This is a genomic window from Collinsella sp. TF08-11AT, from assembly GCF_003437035.1.
GTDB lineage: Bacteria > Actinomycetota > Coriobacteriia > Coriobacteriales > Coriobacteriaceae > Collinsella.
Map to the genome: position 1 here is coordinate 22348 of NZ_QSRL01000007.1, position 20195 is coordinate 42542.

The following is a 20195-nucleotide window of genomic DNA, read 5'->3' on the forward strand; positions in this document are numbered from 1 at the left end:
GGTTTACACCCCACAACGCATTTGCTCGAAGGGCTCCCGTCTAGTCTTGGACGGGAGCCCTTTCATTTGCACGCTCGGGGTGCATTGACACGATCCGCGTTTGAGCAATTTGACCGTTCGGTGTCAACCAGGGGTACCGCTTACCGATAAGCAGGCATGTTTGTTTTTGTCTGCCGCTATCCTGTGCTGCGTACGTCCACCCCCGAAGAATGGAGGCACCATGTTGCTCGAGGGCAAGAAAGCAATCATCACCGGAGGCACACGCGGTATCGGCTATGCCATCGCCTGCCGTTTTATCGAGGAAGGCGCTGCCGTCACCGTCTTTGGCTCGCGCCAGGAGACTGCCGACGCGGCCGTTGAGAAGCTAGCAGCCGCCTATCCTAACGCCAAGGTCTGGGGCCGCTCCTGCGACCTCACCTCGCTCGAAGCCGTAACCGAGGCCTTTACCCAGGCCGCCGCCGATATGGGCGGCTTGGATACAGTCGTCAACAATGCCGGCATCTCCCAGCGCTCGCCCCTTTTGGATTACACGGCCGAAGAGTTTGCAAAGGTCATGGACCTCAATGTCGTCGCCGTCTTTAATGGTCACCAGGCTGCCGCCAAGATCATGACCGAGGCCGGCCACGGCGGCACCATCACCACCACGAGCTCAATGGTCGCCAAGTATGGCCAGCCCTCCGGCGTCGGCTATCCTACGTCCAAGTTTGCCGTCAACGGCATGGTCCAGTCGCTCTCGCGCGAGCTCGCCCCCATGGGTATTCGCGTCAACGCCGTCGCGCCTGGCGTAACCAAGACCGATATGGTCGCCAACCTGCCCGAAGAGGTTATTAAGCCCATCATCGCCACCATTCCGCTGGGTCGCATGGGCGAGCCCGAGGATGTCGCCAACGCCTTTGTTTTCCTGGCGAGCGACATGTCCGCCTACGTCACGGGCGCGGTGCTCCCCGTCGACGGAGCCGCCCGCTCCTAAAGGTCGCGAACCACGGCTTCGAGTCTCAACGAAGCCCAACGCAAAAGGCGCGCTGTCTGCATCAACCGCAGGCAGCGCGCCTTCAATTATTTGGACGGAACCCGTATCCCGACATTCCTTGCTACCTGCCGTCGTCGTCCTGAGCTTCATCGCGCGCATAGAGTTCCAGCATGCGACGACGGTATTCGCGCACGGCGAGCTTGGCGCGCTCCAGGCGGCGACGCTCATGCGGAGTCAGCTCGGACGTGTCAATCTCATCACCATAAGTCTTATCGGCAAGCAGGTGCGCCGCGTCCACGATGCGGGCATCGATGTGGCCGCTCGCTGCCTCGGCGGAAAGACGCTCGGCAATCGTATCGAGCGTAGGCAGGCCCTCGAATACGCGACCATGGCCATGCGAGGTCAGCAGCTCGTGCTCGCGCGCGAGCAAGCTCGCTAGGTCGTGGTGGGCGCGCAAGATGTCGAGCGCATCGGATGGATGCTCGGCAACCTCTGCCACGGCGGCGACCGGTGCGGCATCCACCACGCGGTAGAAGAGCTGCGCGAGCAATGGCATCAAGAACACCGTGATGGCACCGGCGGCAACCATGACCGACGCAATATCTTGCGACAGCGCGCCCGCGTTGACGGCAACGCTCGTAACGGCAACGATGATCGGCAGCGCCGTGGTGCAGTACAGGGCCACGGTAATGCGACCATACGCCGACACATCGCGCGTCGCAGGACAAATGCTCATGGAAATAAGAATGGGCACGGCACGAATAATCAACAACGCCACGATAAAGCCCACGAGCAGACCCGGGCGCGACGCCACGGCCGTCAGATCGATCTTTGCGCCCGATACGGTAAAGAACACCGGAATCAAAAAACCGTAGGCCAGACCGTCGAGCTTGGTCTCGAGCGTATGGTTGCCCTCGGGGATGATATAGCGCAGGACAAAGCCGGCGGCAAAAGAACCCAACACGATGTCGAGATCAAAGACAGCCGAGAATGCCACGAGCGTGACCAGGATGAGCACCGTCAGGCGCACGAAGGTCTGCGACGTGGTATCGGCGCGCTCCTCAACAAATGCAAAGAAGCGGCTGCCGACGCGCTTGGAGCGGCTCGGGACCACGGCCAGCAACACGCAAACCACCGCAAACAAGCCAAGGATAACGAGCGTTTGGATACCAGTGCGGGCAGACAACAGCACCGACATGGCGAGCACGGGACCGAGCTCGCCCCAAGTGCCATACGCGAGAATCGAGTCGCCCACGCGCGTGCCGGTGAGCGAGCGCTCACGCATGATGGGCACAAGCGTACCGAGCGCCGTCGAAGTGAGGGCAAGCGTCACGGCGATACCGTCGAAATGACTGACTGAGAACCACGGGGTAAAGCGCACGGCAAGCCAGGCGATACCAAACGTGACGACCCACGTCGCCAAGCCGTAGCGCCCCTCGACGCCTGTGATGCTCTTGGGGTCGATCTCAAAGCCGGCAAGCAGGAACAAAAAGGCCAGGCCCAGCTCGGACACAAGCGAGACCTCAGCATCTACATGGATGACGCCGAGCATATGGGGTCCCAGTACCGCGCCGAGCACGAGCAAAAAGACCGTCTCGGGAACGGGTTTTCCGGGAATCGCCGAGGCGATAAAAGGACTCGCAAAGGCCACGAGTGCGATGATGGCGAGCGAAACGAATGCCATGTGATGCCTTTCTCTTGTTTGCGCTTCACTGTAGCACCCTCGCCGTCCTCAACGCGCCGCGAGCTGTCGTATCATAGTGAGGTTTACAAACATGTGGCTCAAGGCGACCGCAGGGCAGACCCCGCAAACCGACCGCTGCCGCATACCGTACCGTACGCCCAACCGATCAGGAAGGCAGGAACCAATGGTCTCTCGTATCTACGTGGAGAAGAAACCCGGGTTCGACGTCGAGGCTCAGCAGCTCAAGGGCGAGCTGACCGAAATTCTCGGCATCAAGGGCATCGAGGCCCTGAGGATTATCAACCGCTACGACGTCGAGGGCATCGACAAGGAGCTTTTCCGGTCCTGCGTGCCGACCGTCTTTAGCGAGCCCCAGGTCGATGTGACCTACGACGAGCTCCCCGCAAGCGATGGCGCCGTCTTTGCCGTCGAATTCCTGCCTGGCCAGTTTGACCAGCGCGCCGACTCCGCCAGCGAGTGCGTGCAGCTCATCAGCCAGGGCGAGCGCCCCGCCGTGCGCTCCGCCAAGGTCTATATGATCTCGGGCGCTCTGGACGAGGCCGCCATCGATGCCATCAAGCACTACGTGGTGAACCCCGTCGAGGCGCGCATCGCCTCACTCGACCTGCCCGAGACGCTGTACATGGAGACCCCCGAGCCCCAGCCCGTCGAGGTGCTCGACGGTTTCCGCGAGCTCGACGAAGCCGGCCTTGCCGCCTTTATCTCCGAGCGCGGCCTTGCCATGGACGAGGCGGACATCGCCTTCTGCCAGCAGTACTTCCGCGATGAGGACCGCGACCCCACCATCACCGAGATCCGCGTAATCGACACCTATTGGTCCGACCACTGCCGCCACACCACCTTCGGCACCGTCCTGGATGATGTGACGATCGATGACGCCGTGGTGCAGCAGGCCTTCGACCGCTACATGGAGATGCGCCACGAACTCGGTCGCGACGCCAAGCCCGTCTGCCTCATGGACATGGGCACCATCGGCGCCAAGTATCTCAAGAAGACCGGCGTCATGACCGATGTCGATGAGTCCGAGGAGATCAACGCCTGCACCGTCAAGGTAAAGGTCGATGTCGACGGCGAGGACCAGGACTGGCTGTTCCTGTTTAAGAACGAGACCCACAACCACCCGACCGAGATCGAGCCCTTCGGCGGTGCCGCCACCTGCGTGGGCGGTGCCATCCGCGACCCGCTGTCGGGCCGCAGCTACGTGTACCAGGCCATGCGTGTCACCGGCGCCGGCGACCCCACCGTCCCCGTGTCCGAGACGCTCGAGGGCAAGCTGCCGCAGCGCAAGCTCGTAACCACCGCCGCCGCCGGCTACTCCAGCTACGGCAACCAGATCGGCCTTGCCACCGGCCAGGTCAACGAGCTCTATCACCCCGGCTACGTGGCCAAGCGCATGGAGGTCGGCGCCGTCGTGGGCGCCACCCCGGCAAACCACGTGCGTCGCGAGTGCCCCGCCCCCACCGACAAGATCATCCTGCTGGGCGGCCGCACCGGCCGTGACGGCATCGGCGGCGCCACCGGCTCCTCCAAGACCCAGAACACCGAGTCCATCGAGACCTCGGGCGCCGAGGTCCAGAAGGGCAACGCCCCGGTCGAGCGCAAGCTGCAGCGTCTGTTCCGCCGCGGCGACGCCTGCCGCCTGATCAAGCGCTGCAACGACTTTGGCGCCGGCGGCGTCTCGGTCGCCGTGGGCGAACTTGCCGACGGCCTGTATGTCGACCTGGACACCGTGACCAAGAAGTACGACGGCCTGGACGGCACCGAGCTTGCCATCTCCGAGTCCCAGGAGCGTATGGCCTGCGCCGTCGCCGACGGTGACGTCGAGGAGTTCATGGGCTACGCCGCCGAGGAGAACCTGGAGGCGACCGTAATCGCCGAGGTTACCGCCGAGCCGCGCATGCGCATGGCCTGGAACGGCGTCGCCATCGTCGACCTATCCCGCGAGTTCCTCAACTCTAACGGCGCGCCCAAGCACCAGGTCGCCCACGTGTGCGCCCGCAGCGTGTGGCAGCCCAGCTGGGCCGGCACCACGCTTGCCGAGCGCATGACCTCGCTTGTCACCGACCTCAACGTCGCCTCCAACAAGGGCCTTTCCGAGCGCTTCGACTCCACCATCGGTGCCGCAACCGTGCTCATGCCCTTTGGTGGCAAGACGCAACTCACCCCGAGCTCGGCCATGGTCGCCAAGTTCCCCGTGGACGGCGAGACCACCACGGCAAGCGCCATGGCATGGGGCTTCAACCCCTACCTGATGGAGGCCGACCAGTTTGCTGGCGCCTACCTGTCTGTGGTCGAGTCCATCGCCAAGCTCGTGGCCGCCGGCTTTGAGCACAAGCGCGCCTACCTCTCCTTCCAGGAGTACTTCGAGCGACTGCGCACCGAGGCCGAGCGCTGGGGCAAGCCCACGGCTGCCGTCCTGGGTGCCCTCATGGCCCAAGTCGACCTGGGCGCCGGCGCCATCGGCGGCAAGGACTCCATGAGCGGTTCGTTTGAGGACGAGGCCGGCGAGCTCAACGTTCCGCCGACCCTGATCAGCTTCGCTGTGGCCGTGGGCAAGGCCGCCCGTGCCGTCTCGCCCGAGTTCAAGGGTCTGACGCACCGCGTCGTCCGTATCGCCCCCGCCACCTATGGCGAAGACTACCGCCCCGACGCCCAGCAGCTGCTCGCCGCGTTTGACGCCGTCGAGGCGCTCACTGCTACCGGCGACGCCCTGGCCGTCTCCACGCCCGGCTACGGCTGCGGCGCCGAGAGCCTCTTTAAGATGTGCGTCGGCAACCAGATCGGTATCGAGCTTGCCGAGGATGTGGACGTGGAGAGCCTCTTCACCCCGCTCTACGGCAGCTTTATCGTCGAGCTCGCCGATGACGCCGAGCTGCCCGAGGTCGCCGACGGCGTTGTCGTCGAGCCCCTGGGCACCACCGTCGAGGGCTATGTCATCGATACCGGCTCCGAGGTCATCGAGCTCTCCGAGCTCCAGGAGGCCTGGGAGAGCGGCATCGAGGGCGTCTTTGCCTACCGCAGCGCCGGCGAGACCCCCGAGGTCGAGACCATCGACTTCCGCGCCAAGGATATCCACGTGTACGGCGGCGCCAAGATCGCCCGTCCGCGCGTGATTATCCCGGTGTTCCCCGGCAACAACTGCGAGTACGACAGCGCCCGCGCCTTCCGTGCCGCCGGTGCCGAGGCCGACACCTTCGTGATCAACAACCTCACGCCCGAGGCCGTCGCCGAGAGCACCCACGAGCTTGCCCGCCGCATCCGTGCAAGCCAGATCGTCATGATCCCCGGTGGCTTCTCGGGCGGTGACGAGCCCGACGGCTCCGCCAAGTTCATCACGGCGTTCTTCCGCGCTCCCGAGGTCACCGAGGCAGTCCGCGACCTGCTCAAGGCCCGCGACGGCCTGATGCTGGGCATCTGCAACGGCTTCCAGGCTCTGGTCAAGCTCGGCCTGGTGCCCTACGGCGATATCGTCGACGCCACGCCCGATGCGCCCACGCTGACGTTCAACACCATCGGTCGCCACCAGAGCCGTCTGGTGCGCACCCGTATCTCGTCCAACCTGTCCCCGTGGCTTTCGCAGTGCAGCCTGGACGACCCCTACACCGTCGCCATCAGCCACGGCGAGGGCCGCTTTGTCGCCAATGACGAGGTGCTCGCCCAGCTGATCGCCAACGGCCAGGTCGCCACGCAGTACGTGGGTGAAGACGGAAAGCCCAGCATGGATCTTTCCGTCAACCCCAACGGCTCCGCACTCGCCATCGAGGGCATCACGAGCCCCGACGGCCGCGTCCTGGGCAAGATGGGCCATGCCGAGCGTCGCGGCGACAACCTGTACCGCAACGTGCCCGAGCATGTCCCCGGCGATAAGTTCATGCCGATCTTTGAGAGCGGCGTGGCCTACTTCGCTTAAACCTTTCCCATCGGGTACAATCCCCTCGGGTAACAACACCCGCCACCGACACATCCGGTGGCGGGTTCTTTTTTGCTTCGCGCATGCAGGAAGGACATCATGGAAAGCCGCAAGCCGTATCTCGCCACCCTGCCCGGACTCATCCTGGGCTGTCTTGTTTGCTGTGCACTCTGGGGATCGGCCTTTCCCTGCATCAAGATCGGCTACGCACTCTTTGGGATCCCGGCGCACGATAGCGCCTCGCAGCTACTCTTTGCAGGTTTGCGCTTCACGCTTGCCGGCATCCTGGTTATCGTCGGTATGAGCACAGCTCAGCGCCGCCCGCTCGTCCCACAGGTACGCGATATCAAGCCCATCTGCATCCTGTCACTCTTCCAGACTATCGGGCAGTACTTCTTTTTCTACCTTGGTCTCTCCCGTGCAAGCGCTATGTCGAGCTCTATCATCGAGGCCAGCGCCAACTTCCTCGCAATCCTCTTTGCCGCCCTGGCGTTTCGCACCGAAAAGCTCGATGCGGCCAAGGTGCTTGGCTGTGTGCTGGGCTTTGCCGGCGTTGCGCTCGTCAACCTTTCAGGCGCGGATGGCACCTTTGGTTTTACACTCGGCGGCGAGGGATTTATCTTGGCTTCCACCGTTGCGGGTGCCCTATCGACCTGCCTCATTGGCATATTCTCGCGCGAGCATGACGGCGTCTTGCTCGCCGGCTGGCAGTTTTTAGTCGGAGGTTTGGTCCTTACCGCCATCGGGTTTTTGATGGGCGGCGTGCTCTCCCCCACCGCGATCATCCCCGCCATCGCGCTCATTATCTATATGGCACTCATTTCCGCCGTCGCGTACTCGCTATGGTCGCGTCTGCTTGCCCTCAACCCCGTCAGCCGTGTGTCGGTCTTTGGCTTTATGAATCCAGTCTTTGGCGTACTGTTGAGCGCTCTGCTGCTCGGCGAGGGCGCTGGCACGAGCCCTGTTACCGTACTTGTTGCCCTGCTGTTGGTCTGTGGCGGCATCATCATCGTCAACAGGCCCAAAAAGGCCTAGCGAGCTCACCTTTTTAGGGAGGATGTTCGCACACTTTAGCTTAATGGAGTACATCGGAGAGCCGAGGGCCGCCATGCACGCAAGCTTGCACCCCTTTATCTAGCGTATCTGGATGCCAGCTTTCTCGGCCTTGACACGGTAGAGCTCCGCATCGGCAGCGCGAAGCAAGTCTTGCCAGGTATCGACGCCATCACCAACCCTTGCGTAGCCGATGGACATCCGCAACAGATACGGCACCTCGGCGCGCGCGAGCTCGTCGTTGATTGCCGCGCACAGATGCATGATATTCTGCTCCGCCGTCGCCTTTTGAAGCACCACGAACTCATCGCCGCCATAACGTGCGATAAAGCCACCAGACGCCGAGCAGACTTCTTTGAGCGCAGCGGATATGACCTGAAGAGCGTGGTCGCCCTCCACATGCCCATAGCGATCGTTAATCTGCTTAAAGCCGTCGGCGTCCATCATAAGCAGATATACATCTTCGGCCTGATCCACATTTGAGAAGAGCGACAGCATATAGGTCTCAAAACGGTTGCGATTGTTAAGTCCAGTCAACGGGTCGGTCGAGATGAGCTGCTCCTGGTAGATGATGTAGAGCAGCAACATGCTAATCATTATGCCGACACAAAGGCCGGGCACCGAGTATACGACCTGAAAGGTACCGCCCACCAGGGCTGGAATGGCGAAAAATGCCAAGGTTCGATAGATGGCCTTCGTCTGCAGGCTCTCGACCCTGCGAGATTGCACAAACGCATGCAGGGACGTATGTATAACGTAACAGTAGCTGACGATGGGCTGGATCATATAGGCAAAGCCGCGACGATATACGCCCTGCGCATCGATATAGAACATAGTGTGCGTCCAGTAGCTGGTAAATGCCAGCACGACCACCAGAGCCGTAGGCAACGCTACAAGCACCACCCTATAGCGCGAGGTCAAAAGGCGAGAACCCTGCACCGTCTCGGAATAGATAAACCAAATGAGACACGCGATAGCAAAGAGCGAAAACGAAACCGCGTTGGAAATCCAGTTGGCAGCAATGCCCAACGTGCCGTCCACACCGTCCGAAAGCGTCCAGATCATATCGAATAATATGTACGCGGCAGAGGTGTAGCCAAGCATGCTAAACAATAGCTGCTGGGTGCTCGAGAACAAGGAGCGACGACTTCGCACGGCAAGCCCGATAAGAACAATCATGCATAGCACGAATATCTCAATCTTGAGTGCCTTAACCACTAGCGCCATCCCTTCAATACCCAAGTGGTCAGAATCGCCCAATTCGAATCAGGGCAATAAACACCCCTTTACTCCGCAGGGGTAAAGGGGATAATAGCAGAGCGCCCGAACATCACTGCAAAACAGTTTCTGTTCGGGCGCCCATACGGCGCGAATTGCACACGCCGGCATCATTGATGGGTATCGATTGCTACTCGCCATCGATGTCAGTCGCGACGGCCTCCTCTATGGCCTCGACACCGACAGGCGACAGATCCTCCTTGCCTTGGCAGAACTTCTTGTCGACCCAGCCAGTCAGAATCGGAGCCATAATCGCCGTGATGATAACGGCGGTGGCGATCTGCGCATACGCGGTGGGCGCAAGCTCGGCATAGCGCGGCGCGACCTCAGCAAGAGCAACCGGCGTGGTCATAGCCGTGCCGGCGATGGTGGAGCAAGCAACGGCGGCCTTGCCGTTGCCGCCGCACAAGCGCTCGAAGGCAAAGGTGATGGGGCCAACGATAAAGAGGGTGATGAGGCCCAGAAGGATGCCCGAGATGCCGCCGGTGATGAAGCTCGAAAGGCTCATGGACGCACCGAGCTGAAATCCGATGACGGCAATCGCGGGATTGGCACCGGGAACCAGCAGGTTCTTGATAAACGGGAACAGGTTGCCCAGAACCATGCCAATAACGAGTGGCAAGATGGAGCCGATAATGGTGCCAATGGGAATGTTGGCGAGGCCGGAAACACCGAGGATGATCATCGTGACGGCGGGGCCAGCCGTAAAGAACAGGATACCGACGGCGCCCTGCTCGGACTCATCGCCGAACTCGCCCATGATGCCCGTATAGAGCGCCATGTTGCAAAACGTGATGCCGCCGATGATAGACACGGAGCTCAGACCCAGGAAGTTGTCGTTAAAGAAATATGCCACGCCCAGGCCGAGAGCCGCTGCGACGACCAGCTTGGGGATCAGCACAACGATACCGGTCTTGATAGCGCCCGGCGTGGACTTAAAGCTGATGCCGGCGCCCACAAACAGCAGGATCGCGGCGACGATGGTATTGGAGCCACCGCGGCAGGCAGCCGTAAAGAATCCGCCGATCTCAAAAACCTGCGGGCAGAAGGTGTTGAGCAAAAGACCGACGATCATCGGATAGATCATGATGTCGCCCGGGATGCGCGGGACCTTGAATTTCTTTTGCTCGTTGGCGGTCGCTTCCTGTGCCATGAAACCACCATTTCCGCTGACGGGGTACAAAAGCCCACGTCACGCTTTGCTACAGTAAAGTTTGACCATGGTACCAGAAGAAATAGACCAGCTCGGTGAAAAATTCGACAAGTTGGGATGGAACGAGATTCGGCGCCCGCGACGCCACCCCTATATAAGGCTCAAGACGATATAGAGTACGATGCCCGAGACGCAGCACCAAAGCATCGATTTTGTCTTGACCGCCACGGCCACGACGCCGGCAGCCGCAATCCAGGGAACCAAGGCAGGCCAGGGTCCCGCGTCGAACGCGCCGGGGCTCGCCAAGTCGTTGGCGACCAGCGCGGCAAAGGCAGCGGGCGGGATATAACCCAGGGCCTCGGTAATGCGGGGCGACAGGGTCCGCCCGCGCAAGGCAAACGCCGGCGCGATGCGAAAGAACGCGATAGCAGCCCACGACGACAGCCACAGAACCAAGAACTCGTTAGCGGGCATGGCGGGCACCTCTTCCGTCTAATACAGCATCGCACGCCAGCGCAATGGCAATGCCGACCACGACGCTTGCCGGCACGGCAATATTCGTGAGGCCCAAGAACTTGCATACGGCGACGGACACCGCGCCCGAAACCGCCGCGACAACGTTGCCGCGCGACAGTCGCTGCGAAAAGAGCAGGCAGATAAAGAGCGAGGTGCAGACAAAACCTGCAAGAGCGGTGGGGACATCGACAACGGCACCGACAACGGCGCCCATTGTGCACGAGACGCCCCATGTTGCGATGAGAATCACGTTGAGCGCAAAGGACTCGCGCGGGCCCCAATCCTCCCCTTCAACCAACTTGGCAAGCGAGATGCCGTATGCCTCCTCGGTAAGTGTCGCGGCAACAGCCAACGTCTGACGCTTCGAGGCACCCGTCAGATGCGGCGCGATCGATGCCGAGTAAAGCGCAAAACGCGAGGAGATGGCGGCAACGCTCGCGATAATCGAAGGTGCCGGTACGCCCGCCAGCCAAAGATTGCAGATCATAAACTGGCCGCTGCCCGTCACAAACGTGCTGCTCAGGGCAAAGACCATCCAGGGCTCCATTCCCGTCTGCCCCATGATCATTCCGCACGGCGCGCCTATTGCAACATAGGTAAGCATCACTGGCCAGACGGTTCTAACGATTTTGAGCACCATACGCTTCTCATCCTGACAAGGTCTCCGAGCCGCATGTAGCGACACGGCAGAATCATCATCCGACAGCAACCGAGTTCACCTACAATTGCCACCGGATCGAAAGACACAACTTTTTAGGAAGTCATTATGACAGCTATCGATCGAGACCGAGCGCGCGCGGCCTTCAAAAGCTACACCGATGCCTACGACGCCACCAACCCACGCATCGCGCTCAAAATCGAGCATACGTACCACGTGGCCGAGGCATGCGATGCCGTAGCGCGCGAGCAGGGCTGGTCGTCAGAAGATATTGACCTGGCATGGCTTTGCGGTCTGCTACACGATATGGGCCGCTTTGAGCAGCTGCGACGCTGGGACACCTTTAAGGACGCCGAGAGCATGAGCCATGCGGCGCTGGGCATCGAGGTCCTCTTTGGCGAGAATCCCGCCGATGCACCCGCCGCAACGAGCATTCGCGACTTTATCGATGACCCGGCAGAAGATGAACTCATCCGAGCGAGCATTGCCTATCACAGCGATTTCCGTCTACCCGCACAGCTCGACGAGCGCACGCGGAGCTTCTGCGACATCGTGCGCGATGGCGACAAGATCGACATTATGCGCACCATCGCCGACAGCACTGTCGACACTATCCTCAAAGTGGATGAGGACACGTTTCTAGCCAGTCGCTTCTCGGCGCCGACGCTTGCCGCCTTTGACGAGCACCGCTGCGTCGCGCGTGACGAGCGCAACGAGCCCGCAGACTACCTGGTGGGACTCATCTGCTTTATGTTTGAGCTCGTCTATCCAGCAAGCCGCGCGCTGGCGCGCGAACGGGGCGATATCCACCGCCTGCTCGACGCGCCCTTTGGCATTACGCGGCCCTTTACCGACCCCGCCACGCAGGCAACCTGGAGCCGCCTAAAGGACGAGATGCGCGACTGGCTGGCGCGCGCCTAGCGCTCAAGCTGGGCCAGCAGCTCCTCGACGACCTCGACGGCGTCCCCAACAACCTTGTACTGGGCAGCACCGAAAATGGGGGCATCCGGGTCCTCGTTGATGGCGATAATGCACTCCGCCCCACCGATGCCGGCAAGATGCTGGATGGCGCCCGAAACACCGATACTCACGAGAAGCTTAGGCGAAACCGATACGCCGGTCTGGCCAATCTGATGGCGATACTCCAACCAGCCGGCCTCCACGACAGGTCGCGTGCAGCCAAGCTCGGCTCCCAGAGCCTCGGCGAGCCTTCGCATCAGGGGCAGGTTTTTCTTGGAACCAATGCCGCGACCCACCACGACCAGACGCTCGGCATCGGCAATTGAGGCCTGCTGTCCCCACTCCTCGGCGGGAATCGAGATCTCGACACGGGCCTTAACGTCCTCCGCAAGCATCACCTGGGTGATCGTGCCGGAGCGGCCGTAGTCAAAGTCGGGTGCCTTAAAGATGCCGGGACGAACCGTTGCCATCTGAGGACGATGATTGGGGCAGACGATGGTGGCCATCAGGTTGCCGCCAAACGCCGGACGCGTCTGTTGCAGCAGTCCCGTCTCCGTATCCATCGAAAGTACGGTGCAGTCAGCCGTAAGGCCCGTCTGCAAGCGCACGGCAACGCCGGGTGCCAGTTCGCGGCCAAAAGCGGTCGCACCGTATAGGATGGCCTCGGGTTTGCGTTCGGCTACCAAATCGCAGATCAAGCGGGCGTAGACCTCCGCATCGTTTTGGCGCAGGCGCTCGTCGCGACAGACCAGGACTTCGTCGGCGCCCGCGCAAACCAGATACTCCAGGTCACCGAGAGAACCCTCGGGGGCCATACCGGCCAGTGCCACCAGACGGCAGCCGCGAGCATCGGCAAGCTCGCGGCCCTTGCCCATAAGCTCATAGGCAACGGGAGTCACCGTATCGTGCTCGTCGGTCTGCACGAATACCCAAATGTCTCGATATGCATCAAGGTCCACCGCACCAGCGGCCTCATCACGCTCGATCGAGATAGCGCTGACAGGGCAGGCGTCGACGCACCCACCGCATAGGATGCAGCCGTCGGTTACGTGGGCGCATCGGTTGGGTCGCTCGCCTTCCACTACGATGCCGCCCGAGGCACAGGCGCGAACGCAGCGACCGCAGCCGATACAGGCTTCGCTATCGATAATCAGTCCGCTCATCTATGCCATCCCCTCGATAATCTTGGCAAGTTCTACCGCCTGCTCGGACGCCGTCCCCTCAACGGCCTTGCACGTTTGGTCACGGTCGGGCACAAACGAGCGCACGACCTGTGTCGGCGACCCGGCAAGACCGCAACGCGCGGGGTCGGCGTTCACGTCGGCGGCACTGACCACGCGCACGTCCGTCTCCTCCGCCGCGCGAATACCGGCAATACTCGGCATACGCAACTGGCCAATCTCCTTGGCAGTCGTCATCGCGCACGGCATCTCAAGATAGACCGTCTCCTCGCCGGCATCGCATCCGTGAACGAGCGCCAGCGAGCCACACGTCGTAAAGCCCGCGCTTTGCACGCAGCTCACGTCGGTCACGCAGGGAATCTCAAAGGCACCGGCAAGCTCGGGACCAATCTGGGCCGTATCGCCATCCACCGCCATCTTGCCGCAGATGAGCAGGTCGAAGTCCTCGTCGAGCGCCTCGATGCCGCATTTGAGAGCATAGGTGGTCGCCAGGGTATCGGCACCTGCAAAGGCGCGATCGGTCAGCAGCAGTGCGTCATCGGCGCCACGGGCGATGCAGTCGCGCAATAGCGATTCGGTCGCGGGGATGCCCATCGACACCACCGTTACGCGCACGTCCATGCCAAAGCCGATAAAGTCATCCTTCAGCGCCAGCGCGCATTCCAAAGCGCTCGCATCGAACGGGTTAATGACCGCCTGCTTGCCATCGCGCACGATGGTATTGGTCTTGGGGTCCATCTTGACCTCGGTGCTGCCCGGCACCGCCTTGACGCACACCACCATATGGAAATCACTCATCTTCACGCGCCCCCTTTCTGGACGAGCTCATCCAAGAACTTCTCCGAAAACAGGTTACCGCGACCCAATTGCCCGGCAGGATCGAGCTGGAACTTGAGCCGCGCCGACTCGACCATGGCCTCGTGACCGTACATCGTCTCCAAGAAGCCCGCCTTGATCTTGCCGACGCCGTGTTCGGCGGAGACGGCGCCGCCCATGGCCGTGACCTCGGAAGCCCACTGGGCAAAGAGTTCTCCACCGCGACGGTAGTCCTGCGCATCGCGCGGCAGGATGTTCACATGCAGATGGTTGTTACCGATGTGCCCCCAGGCAGCAGATTCAAGCCCGCTTTCGGCCAGTGTGCGGCGATAGAGGGCCACGACATCGGCAAGGCGTGCATTGGGCACCGACATGTCCGAACCCAGTTTGGTGATGGTGGGATCCGTGCGGCGACGCTCGTCGATAAGCATATTGACGCTCTCGGGGACCGCATGGCGGAAGAACCGCTGGCACTCGCGATCAACCTCGGTGCGCGCGACCCATGTCGCATCGTCGCGGCCACCCGCAAACTCGAGCACCCATCCCAGGTGGTACAGTTCCTCGGTCGCCTGCGCCTCGTCGTCGCAGTCGAGCTCCACGTAGACACAGACCTTGGCCTCTTTGTCGAGCGCCGGCAGCGAGGCAAACGCCGTCGACTGCTCGCGCTGGCGACGTAGAATATCCAGGGCGCCAGCGTCGAAGTACTCGATGGCAGCCGCATGGGACAGGACGGGGCGCACGGAATCAGTAAAGGACACGGCCTTGTCTTCGCTATCGAAAAAGCAGCTCACACCCCAAACGACCGCAGGCGCCGCCTGCAGGGCAATCTCGAGCTCGGTGATAACGCCGAGCGTGCCGCAAGCACCGATAAAGAGGTCGATGGCGTCCATTTCGTCCGCAACGAAATAGCCTGAGGCATTTTTTGTCTTGGGCATGGTATAGCCGGGAAGATCGAGCTCGAGCGTACGGTCCGCTGCCGTCACGAGCGACAGGTGGCGGCCCTGGGCAAAAGCCTCGCCGCGCTGAAGCTCAAGCAAATCGCCATCAACCAGCGCGACGTGGAGTCCCGTGATATACGGGCGCATGGGGCCGTAAGCGTAGCTGCGGGCACCAGAGGCGTTACATGCCGCCATGCCGCCCAGACAGGCAGATGCCTCGGTGGGATCGGTGGGAAAGAACTGCTCGGGGGCCTCTTGAAACTCATCGTAGGCCTTAAGCGATGCCTGGTCCCAGCCAGCGACCGGCAGTACCTTCTTGCCCAGCTGCTTGCGCAGTTCCGAAAGCACAACGCCCGGCTCCACGCGCAGCAGAAATTGGCCTTGTTCATCGCGGCGAAGGCCCAAGTAGCGATTCATGCGGGAAGTATTGAGAATGTGACCGCCATGAGGCACGGCGCCGGCGGCAAGGCCGGTTCGGGCGCCCTGAACCGTTACCGGGACACGCTCGGCATGGAGCTTTTTCAAAATGGCGCGGACCTCGTCTTCCGTTGACGGAAACGAGATGCTCGAGGCCTCGCCCGATGTGCGAGACTCATCGCGACCATACTCTTCGAACTCGTCGGTGAAGGGTTTAATGGTTGCAGACACGCGAACTCCCCCTTTAGCTAACTACAGTGTTTGCAGGGAGATGTTACCGCATCGTTTCGTCGACGTGTTCGAGACCGTCTCCATAATTGGCGTTTTTTACGTTCGTGCAATTCGGCGAACGGCAAGGCTTCCTCGGCAGACGATGCTTTTGACACATATGGCCCCGCCGTCGCCGATCGCTCGATTGTCGCTCGAAAAAAGTTGAAGTAATTTTTGCTGCCTTTTACCTGCGGAGACACCAATCCGTCAAGCATTTGGTCAGAAATTGGTCAAGTAGCGGCTGATACGGTCGGCGTCGACAGCCAAAACCGATAGAAGTTTTGGCCCCAGAAGCAGGGAGGTTCCCATGGCATATTACTGGCCCCAGTACGGCGTCGCCATCGAGGTCGACGACGATCCCTATCTCCTGCCTTTCGACGAAGAGGCGTTCCCCGATACGGCGGTCTACCACGTCACCACCGATGTTATCTGCGACCCCGAGTCGTTCTCGGCGCTCGCCCACCGTATCGCGCGTATCCACGACATCGAGCTCTCTCACGACTTCGACGAGCTCATCTATTCGCGCCGCCTGATGCTTCACATGCTCTTTGGAGCGGACCCGTCCACGTTCGCACGTGTCTACACCACCAAGGATGCCGCATGAGTGCGAAGAAGCCGCCCCGCCTCGCAGGACTGGGGCGTCGCAAGAAACTCGTCGTTGTCTGCCTGGCTATCGTCTGCGCCCTCATCGCCGTAGGGCTATACGCCTGGCAGTCGCAGCCCGTGCCCGAAGCGGGCGCCTCAGTCACGACGGCAGAGGGTAAATCGCGCCAAGAAATCCAAGATGAGCTCGATGCCATCGTCCGCGACAACATGATGACGATTTCGGTCGCGCCGGTCGCTCAGCTACAGGAGGACGGCAAGCTGCGCGTCAACGTGCAAAACGTCCAAGACAATAAATTTCCCCAGCGATTCCGCGTCATCCAAAACGACGAGACCATGTACGAATCCGGTGTGGTCGAGACCGGCAAGACAATCGAGACGTGCCCCGCCGGCGACATCAAAGAAGGCGAGGCATACATCGAGATCCAGGCACTCGATGCCAAGACCCTCGACAGCCACGGCAATCCGACACGTGTCAAGGTACGGGTTGAGCAAGCCGAGAACTAGCTTTTTCGACCGACGCGGCACCGCACGCAATTCACCAGCATTCGTCCAATCATCGCGGGGACGGCCCGCGGCGAATAGAAAGGAACGACCATGGACATCACCAGGAACATGAACGGAGCCAGAGCGCTCGTCGTGGGCGCAGGGCTCGCGCTCGCGCTCGCAATGGGCGCCGCCCCGACGCCAGCTCTGGCAGCCGGGCGCGTTGGAACCACGAAGGTAATGGTCAGGACCGAGATCGACAACGTTGAGTTCAAAGTTCCGACGGTTATTCCCTTCGTCGCCAAGGCCGACGGCACGCTTCAGGGCCCCTCAGAAGACGCGACCACCATCGACAATCATTCGGCCTACGGCATCCATGTCACCAACATGAAGATCGACGCCATGAACACCTGGACCATTGCCGCCGACGCCAAGGCCGGAACCGCGCAGAACTCCATCGACTTTAAGGTCGGCCCCGACGGCGCGCTCCAGAACGCCAGCGCCGCAATGCAGGGGACGGGCCTCGATCTTTCCAAGAATGCAGCCTTCGACATGAGCTACCAGGGCATTGCCGGTGGCACGGACAAAATCAAGCTCAAGACAAGCGGAAACGTCGCCCGCGTCACGCGCGACATCTTCCGCGTAACCGGCGAAGGCGATCAGGTTGCGACGATCACCTGGACGGTCGAGCCCGGTGCGCACACGGCATAAGGCCGTCGCCCTGGCCGCCGCCGTCGGCATCCTAGCGTTTGGGCCAGCCATGGCCTTTGCCCAGCAAGAACAGGCGCAGGCCGCCACGCAAGTGACGGTCGACCTCTCGGAGCTCGACCGCGGCGACCGCGAGGAACCGTTGGCGCAGACAGGCGACAGACGATGGCTCTTGGCAGCAGGCGCCACAGCAGCAGGCGCAGGAACCGCCGGCCTCGGTCTGCACATCAAACGCAGCCAGAAACAAGACATGGACAGGCCGCACTAAATTAGCTAAGGAGACCCCATGGCATCGAAGAACCTTTTGCCCGTCGTCGCACTTTGCGGCGCGCTCGCAACCGGAACGCCTGTCGCCGCTTGGGCGACTCCCGTCATGGCAGACTCCTTACCAGCAGCCCTAAGTTCCGCCCCAAATCCGTCGAGCGCCATTGCGTGCAAGCGTTTTTCGATCGCACAGGCCGCGATCTCAACCTCGGGATGCCTTCGTCGTAATACGGACGGCTCGATAGTCGTGGATATCAATCGTTCGAACAAGGCAAACGGCTCCCAGGCGGGGTGCGCCGTCTGCACGTGGCGCTCGGTTGTGCTCGATGCAGATGGCGATCCATGCAATTTAGAGCTGCGCATCGACATCGCTTCGGTCGATGACTCGGCGAACGGAGCGAAGGTCGTCTTCGACGGTGCGTTTTTCGAGAAAGGAGGCGGTATATGTCTGGGCTGCGCCGCCGCGAATGCAGACGACACGCAGCCCACCCTCTCATTCACGGCATCGTTGCAGCTGACCAAAGCCGGCACCGATGCCGTCGCGGCGGGAGAAGCGTCCCTGCTGTTCTACGCCGTCAGCACCAAAGACACAGACATTCATTTCGAGAAGCCGGCCGGATCGCTCAGCCTTACGCGCGGGACGGAGGCAGGCCCTATTGCGATCGATACCCACACGCTAGGCAGGCAACGCATTCTTGCCGACCCGGCGCTTCTCGAGATGGAGTGGAACGGATCCGGAGCCGTCGGGATTGTCCCCTCCGCGCTTAACGCCAAGACGCTCCCCTCAAACGACGAACCCATCAACGCAACCATACAAGAAGAAAGCGCGGACAAAGAAGCAGGTGCGGGCGACACGCCGTCGCCGACAAACAGCGCCCCAGCTTCTTTCGAAGCACCGAATGAGCCCGCTGCCGATCCAAACGATCCCGAGCTCGCGGACAGTCTGGGGCTTGCTGATCCTCAGGAGATCGATGAAGGTAACTGCTGCGTGCTTGCCGCCCTCGACCACACAGAGGTCATCGACGCCGCGAGCATCGAAGTTGCCGCCGCCAATCAGCCCGTCCGCAAGTCGGCCATCATCGCATTTCCCGAATCCATCGAAGTCGTCTTTTTGCCATCGGGCGAGGTCGTGGCCCCAACACTGCTCACCTTGTTGGGCGCCAAGAATACTCGAAACGAAATTAAAAAGGTCACGGTTGTCGACCCTGCAACCACCGCTAAACTGCGTCTATACGCCGTTGCCCCAGACGGAGGCAAGACCTTGGAATTCGATGGCGACACACTCCTAGCCTGGCGACGTCTGGACATTATGCAAGACGTCTCGTATCAGATCGAACTCGAAGGGTTTGATCGTACCCGCGATGCCAATATCATCGCCGCGGCTATTGAATCCCCACAGCGGCTTATGACACTGCGCTTTGACTACTATCCCTATGTCCCGACAACCACCTGAGGCTTAAATACTGCGCGTCGTTGCTAATACCACTTATATAACGTATTAGATGAGTCGCGATGTGTCTCGCATTCCATTCTGCTACGATTGCCACGTTGGCATCAATACAGGAGGGCTCATGCCGGGCTTGGGAACAATCATCAACGTTGTCCTTTTAGTTGCGGGCGGTCTTTTGGGATTAGCGGGCGGTCGCTTTATCACACCGCGTATCCAAGACACGCTCATGAAAGCGTCGGGGCTGTGCGTCTTGTTTATCGGACTGGGCGGTACCATGCAAAAGATGCTCGTCATTGACGGGAAAGCGCTGGCGACCACCGGCACCACCATGCTCATCGTCTCGTTTGCCCTTGGCTCGCTCATCGGCGAGGCCATAAACCTGGAAACCGACATCGAAAACCTGGGCGAATGGCTCAAGCGCAAAACCGGCAGCGAGCAAGACAACGAGTTCACCAATGCCTTTGTCTCGACATCGCTCACCGTCTGCATCGGTGCCATGGCTATCGTGGGATCAATCCAAGACGGCCTACTCGGCGACTGGTCCACGCTCGCCCTCAAGGGAGCGCTGGACTGCATCATCGTCTGCACCATGACGGCTTCGCTCGGCCGCGGCTGCATCTTCTCCGCCCTGCCCGTTGCCGTGTTCCAAGGAACGATTACGCTCTGTGCCGGCGCGCTCTCCCCCATCATGACCGCCGCCGCCCTCGACAGCCTATCGCTCGTGGGCTCTATGCTCATCTTCTGCGTCGGAGTCAACCTCATCCGTCCTCAGACCTTCCGCACGGCCAATATGCTCCCCTCCGTTGTCATAGCCGTCATCTACGCCCTCCTGTTCTAAACCTACCTACATAACGGTATC

18 protein-coding genes are annotated in these 20195 nt (G+C 61.2%); 10 read left to right on the forward strand and 8 right to left on the reverse strand.

The window, feature by feature from the left end; genetic code table 11:
* Positions 1 to 220: 220 nt before the first annotated feature.
* On the forward strand, positions 221 to 970 hold the full coding sequence (locus DXC79_RS05870) for an SDR family NAD(P)-dependent oxidoreductase (protein WP_117635474.1): 750 nt from the start codon (positions 221 to 223) through the stop codon (positions 968 to 970).
* A 121-nt stretch (positions 971 to 1091) separates the two neighbouring features.
* Here DXC79_RS05870 and DXC79_RS05875 read toward each other — a convergent pair whose 3' ends face one another.
* Positions 1092 to 2654, reverse strand: a complete 1563-nt coding sequence (locus tag DXC79_RS05875) for a cation:proton antiporter (RefSeq protein ID WP_117635475.1) — start codon at positions 2652 to 2654, stop codon at positions 1092 to 1094.
* Between the two features lie 184 nt (positions 2655 to 2838).
* Here DXC79_RS05875 and DXC79_RS05880 point away from each other — a divergent pair, with 184 nt between their 5' ends.
* Together DXC79_RS05880 and DXC79_RS05885 are read left to right on the forward strand one after the other, a co-directional pair.
* Positions 2839 to 6585 (forward strand): phosphoribosylformylglycinamidine synthase, encoded by a 3747-nt coding sequence (locus tag DXC79_RS05880; protein WP_117635476.1) that lies wholly within the window; start codon positions 2839 to 2841, stop codon positions 6583 to 6585.
* A gap of 99 nt (positions 6586 to 6684) precedes the next feature.
* Positions 6685 to 7620: a DMT family transporter gene (locus tag DXC79_RS05885; protein WP_117635477.1), complete on the forward strand. Its 936-nt coding sequence runs from the start codon at positions 6685 to 6687 to the stop codon at positions 7618 to 7620.
* A 99-nt stretch (positions 7621 to 7719) separates the two neighbouring features.
* On the opposite strand, the gene DXC79_RS05890 is transcribed toward DXC79_RS05885, so the two are convergent.
* The 4 genes from DXC79_RS05890 to DXC79_RS05905 form a co-directional block, all read right to left on the reverse strand.
* Positions 7720 to 8856: a diguanylate cyclase gene (locus tag DXC79_RS05890; RefSeq protein ID WP_158550976.1), complete on the reverse strand. Its 1137-nt coding sequence runs from the start codon at positions 8854 to 8856 to the stop codon at positions 7720 to 7722.
* Positions 8857 to 9046: 190 nt separating this feature from the next.
* Positions 9047 to 10069: a 2-keto-3-deoxygluconate permease gene (locus tag DXC79_RS05895; RefSeq protein WP_117635479.1), complete on the reverse strand. Its 1023-nt coding sequence runs from the start codon at positions 10067 to 10069 to the stop codon at positions 9047 to 9049.
* 150 nt (positions 10070 to 10219) lie between these two features.
* Positions 10220 to 10543 carry an AzlD domain-containing protein gene (locus DXC79_RS05900; protein ID WP_117635480.1) on the reverse strand — a complete coding sequence of 108 codons (324 nt, stop codon included), beginning with the start codon at positions 10541 to 10543 and terminating at the stop codon, positions 10220 to 10222.
* Positions 10533 to 11225 (reverse strand): AzlC family ABC transporter permease, encoded by a 693-nt coding sequence (locus DXC79_RS05905; RefSeq protein ID WP_117635481.1) that lies wholly within the window; start codon positions 11223 to 11225, stop codon positions 10533 to 10535. Before DXC79_RS05905 ends, DXC79_RS05900 begins: the two co-directional genes overlap by 11 nt.
* A 126-nt stretch (positions 11226 to 11351) precedes the next feature.
* Between DXC79_RS05905 and DXC79_RS05910 the strand changes: the two genes are divergently transcribed.
* Positions 11352 to 12164, forward strand: coding sequence for an HD domain-containing protein (locus tag DXC79_RS05910; protein WP_117635482.1), 813 nt, complete (start codon positions 11352 to 11354; stop codon positions 12162 to 12164).
* Here the strand turns inward: DXC79_RS05910 and DXC79_RS05915 are convergent.
* The 3 genes from DXC79_RS05915 to DXC79_RS05925 are packed head-to-tail and all read right to left on the reverse strand — an operon-like array spanning position 12161 to position 15786.
* The gene (locus DXC79_RS05915; protein WP_117635483.1) at positions 12161 to 13366 is read right to left on the reverse strand and encodes an electron transfer flavoprotein subunit alpha; all 1206 of its coding nucleotides are present in this window, start codon (positions 13364 to 13366) and stop codon (positions 12161 to 12163) included. The two genes, DXC79_RS05910 and DXC79_RS05915, sit on opposite strands and share 4 nt — an antisense overlap.
* Positions 13367 to 14182, reverse strand: a complete 816-nt coding sequence (locus DXC79_RS05920) for an electron transfer flavoprotein subunit beta/FixA family protein (RefSeq protein ID WP_117635484.1) — start codon at positions 14180 to 14182, stop codon at positions 13367 to 13369. It lies immediately after the preceding gene.
* 2 nt (positions 14183 to 14184) lie between these two features.
* Positions 14185 to 15786: an FAD-binding oxidoreductase gene (locus tag DXC79_RS05925; protein ID WP_117635485.1), complete on the reverse strand. Its 1602-nt coding sequence runs from the start codon at positions 15784 to 15786 to the stop codon at positions 14185 to 14187.
* Between the two features lie 346 nt (positions 15787 to 16132).
* Between DXC79_RS05925 and DXC79_RS05935 the strand changes: the two genes are divergently transcribed.
* From DXC79_RS05935 to DXC79_RS05960, 6 genes are all read left to right on the forward strand, one after another.
* Positions 16133 to 16429: a hypothetical protein gene (locus DXC79_RS05935; RefSeq protein ID WP_117635486.1), complete on the forward strand. Its 297-nt coding sequence runs from the start codon at positions 16133 to 16135 to the stop codon at positions 16427 to 16429.
* Positions 16426 to 16935, forward strand: coding sequence for a hypothetical protein (locus DXC79_RS05940; protein ID WP_099431401.1), 510 nt, complete (start codon positions 16426 to 16428; stop codon positions 16933 to 16935). Before DXC79_RS05935 ends, DXC79_RS05940 begins: the two co-directional genes overlap by 4 nt.
* A gap of 90 nt (positions 16936 to 17025) precedes the next feature.
* Positions 17026 to 17625 (forward strand): hypothetical protein, encoded by a 600-nt coding sequence (locus DXC79_RS05945; protein WP_117635487.1) that lies wholly within the window; start codon positions 17026 to 17028, stop codon positions 17623 to 17625.
* Positions 17609 to 17890: a hypothetical protein gene (locus DXC79_RS05950; protein WP_117635488.1), complete on the forward strand. Its 282-nt coding sequence runs from the start codon at positions 17609 to 17611 to the stop codon at positions 17888 to 17890. The genes DXC79_RS05945 and DXC79_RS05950 overlap by 17 nt, the downstream gene beginning before the upstream one ends.
* Before the next feature lie 18 nt (positions 17891 to 17908).
* The gene (locus DXC79_RS05955; protein WP_117635489.1) at positions 17909 to 19339 is read left to right on the forward strand and encodes a hypothetical protein; all 1431 of its coding nucleotides are present in this window, start codon (positions 17909 to 17911) and stop codon (positions 19337 to 19339) included.
* A 118-nt stretch (positions 19340 to 19457) separates the two neighbouring features.
* Positions 19458 to 20174 (forward strand): DUF554 domain-containing protein, encoded by a 717-nt coding sequence (locus DXC79_RS05960; RefSeq protein ID WP_199408654.1) that lies wholly within the window; start codon positions 19458 to 19460, stop codon positions 20172 to 20174.
* Positions 20175 to 20195 lie beyond the last annotated feature (21 nt).

Bases quoted from the DNA above. Each gene is read 5' to 3' on its own strand.
- DXC79_RS05910 (WP_117635482.1), top strand. From the start codon at position 11,352: ATGACAGCTATCGATCGAGACCGAGCGCGCGCGGCCTTCAAAAGCTAC.
- DXC79_RS05955 (WP_117635489.1), top strand. From the start codon at position 17,909: ATGGCATCGAAGAACCTTTTGCCCGTCGTCGCACTTTGCGGCGCGCTC.
- DXC79_RS05945 (WP_117635487.1), top strand. From the start codon at position 17,026: ATGGACATCACCAGGAACATGAACGGAGCCAGAGCGCTCGTCGTGGGC.
- DXC79_RS05880 (WP_117635476.1), top strand. From the start codon at position 2,839: ATGGTCTCTCGTATCTACGTGGAGAAGAAACCCGGGTTCGACGTCGAG.
- DXC79_RS05960 (WP_199408654.1), top strand. From the start codon at position 19,458: ATGCCGGGCTTGGGAACAATCATCAACGTTGTCCTTTTAGTTGCGGGC.
- DXC79_RS05940 (WP_099431401.1), top strand. From the start codon at position 16,426: ATGAGTGCGAAGAAGCCGCCCCGCCTCGCAGGACTGGGGCGTCGCAAG.
- DXC79_RS05875 (WP_117635475.1), bottom strand. From the start codon at position 2,654: ATGGCATTCGTTTCGCTCGCCATCATCGCACTCGTGGCCTTTGCGAGT.
- DXC79_RS05895 (WP_117635479.1), bottom strand. From the start codon at position 10,069: ATGGCACAGGAAGCGACCGCCAACGAGCAAAAGAAATTCAAGGTCCCG.
- DXC79_RS05885 (WP_117635477.1), top strand. From the start codon at position 6,685: ATGGAAAGCCGCAAGCCGTATCTCGCCACCCTGCCCGGACTCATCCTG.
- DXC79_RS05920 (WP_117635484.1), bottom strand. From the start codon at position 14,182: ATGAGTGATTTCCATATGGTGGTGTGCGTCAAGGCGGTGCCGGGCAGC.
- DXC79_RS05870 (WP_117635474.1), top strand. From the start codon at position 221: ATGTTGCTCGAGGGCAAGAAAGCAATCATCACCGGAGGCACACGCGGT.
- DXC79_RS05900 (WP_117635480.1), bottom strand. From the start codon at position 10,543: ATGCCCGCTAACGAGTTCTTGGTTCTGTGGCTGTCGTCGTGGGCTGCT.
- DXC79_RS05915 (WP_117635483.1), bottom strand. From the start codon at position 13,366: ATGAGCGGACTGATTATCGATAGCGAAGCCTGTATCGGCTGCGGTCGC.
- DXC79_RS05935 (WP_117635486.1), top strand. From the start codon at position 16,133: ATGGCATATTACTGGCCCCAGTACGGCGTCGCCATCGAGGTCGACGAC.
- DXC79_RS05905 (WP_117635481.1), bottom strand. From the start codon at position 11,225: ATGGTGCTCAAAATCGTTAGAACCGTCTGGCCAGTGATGCTTACCTAT.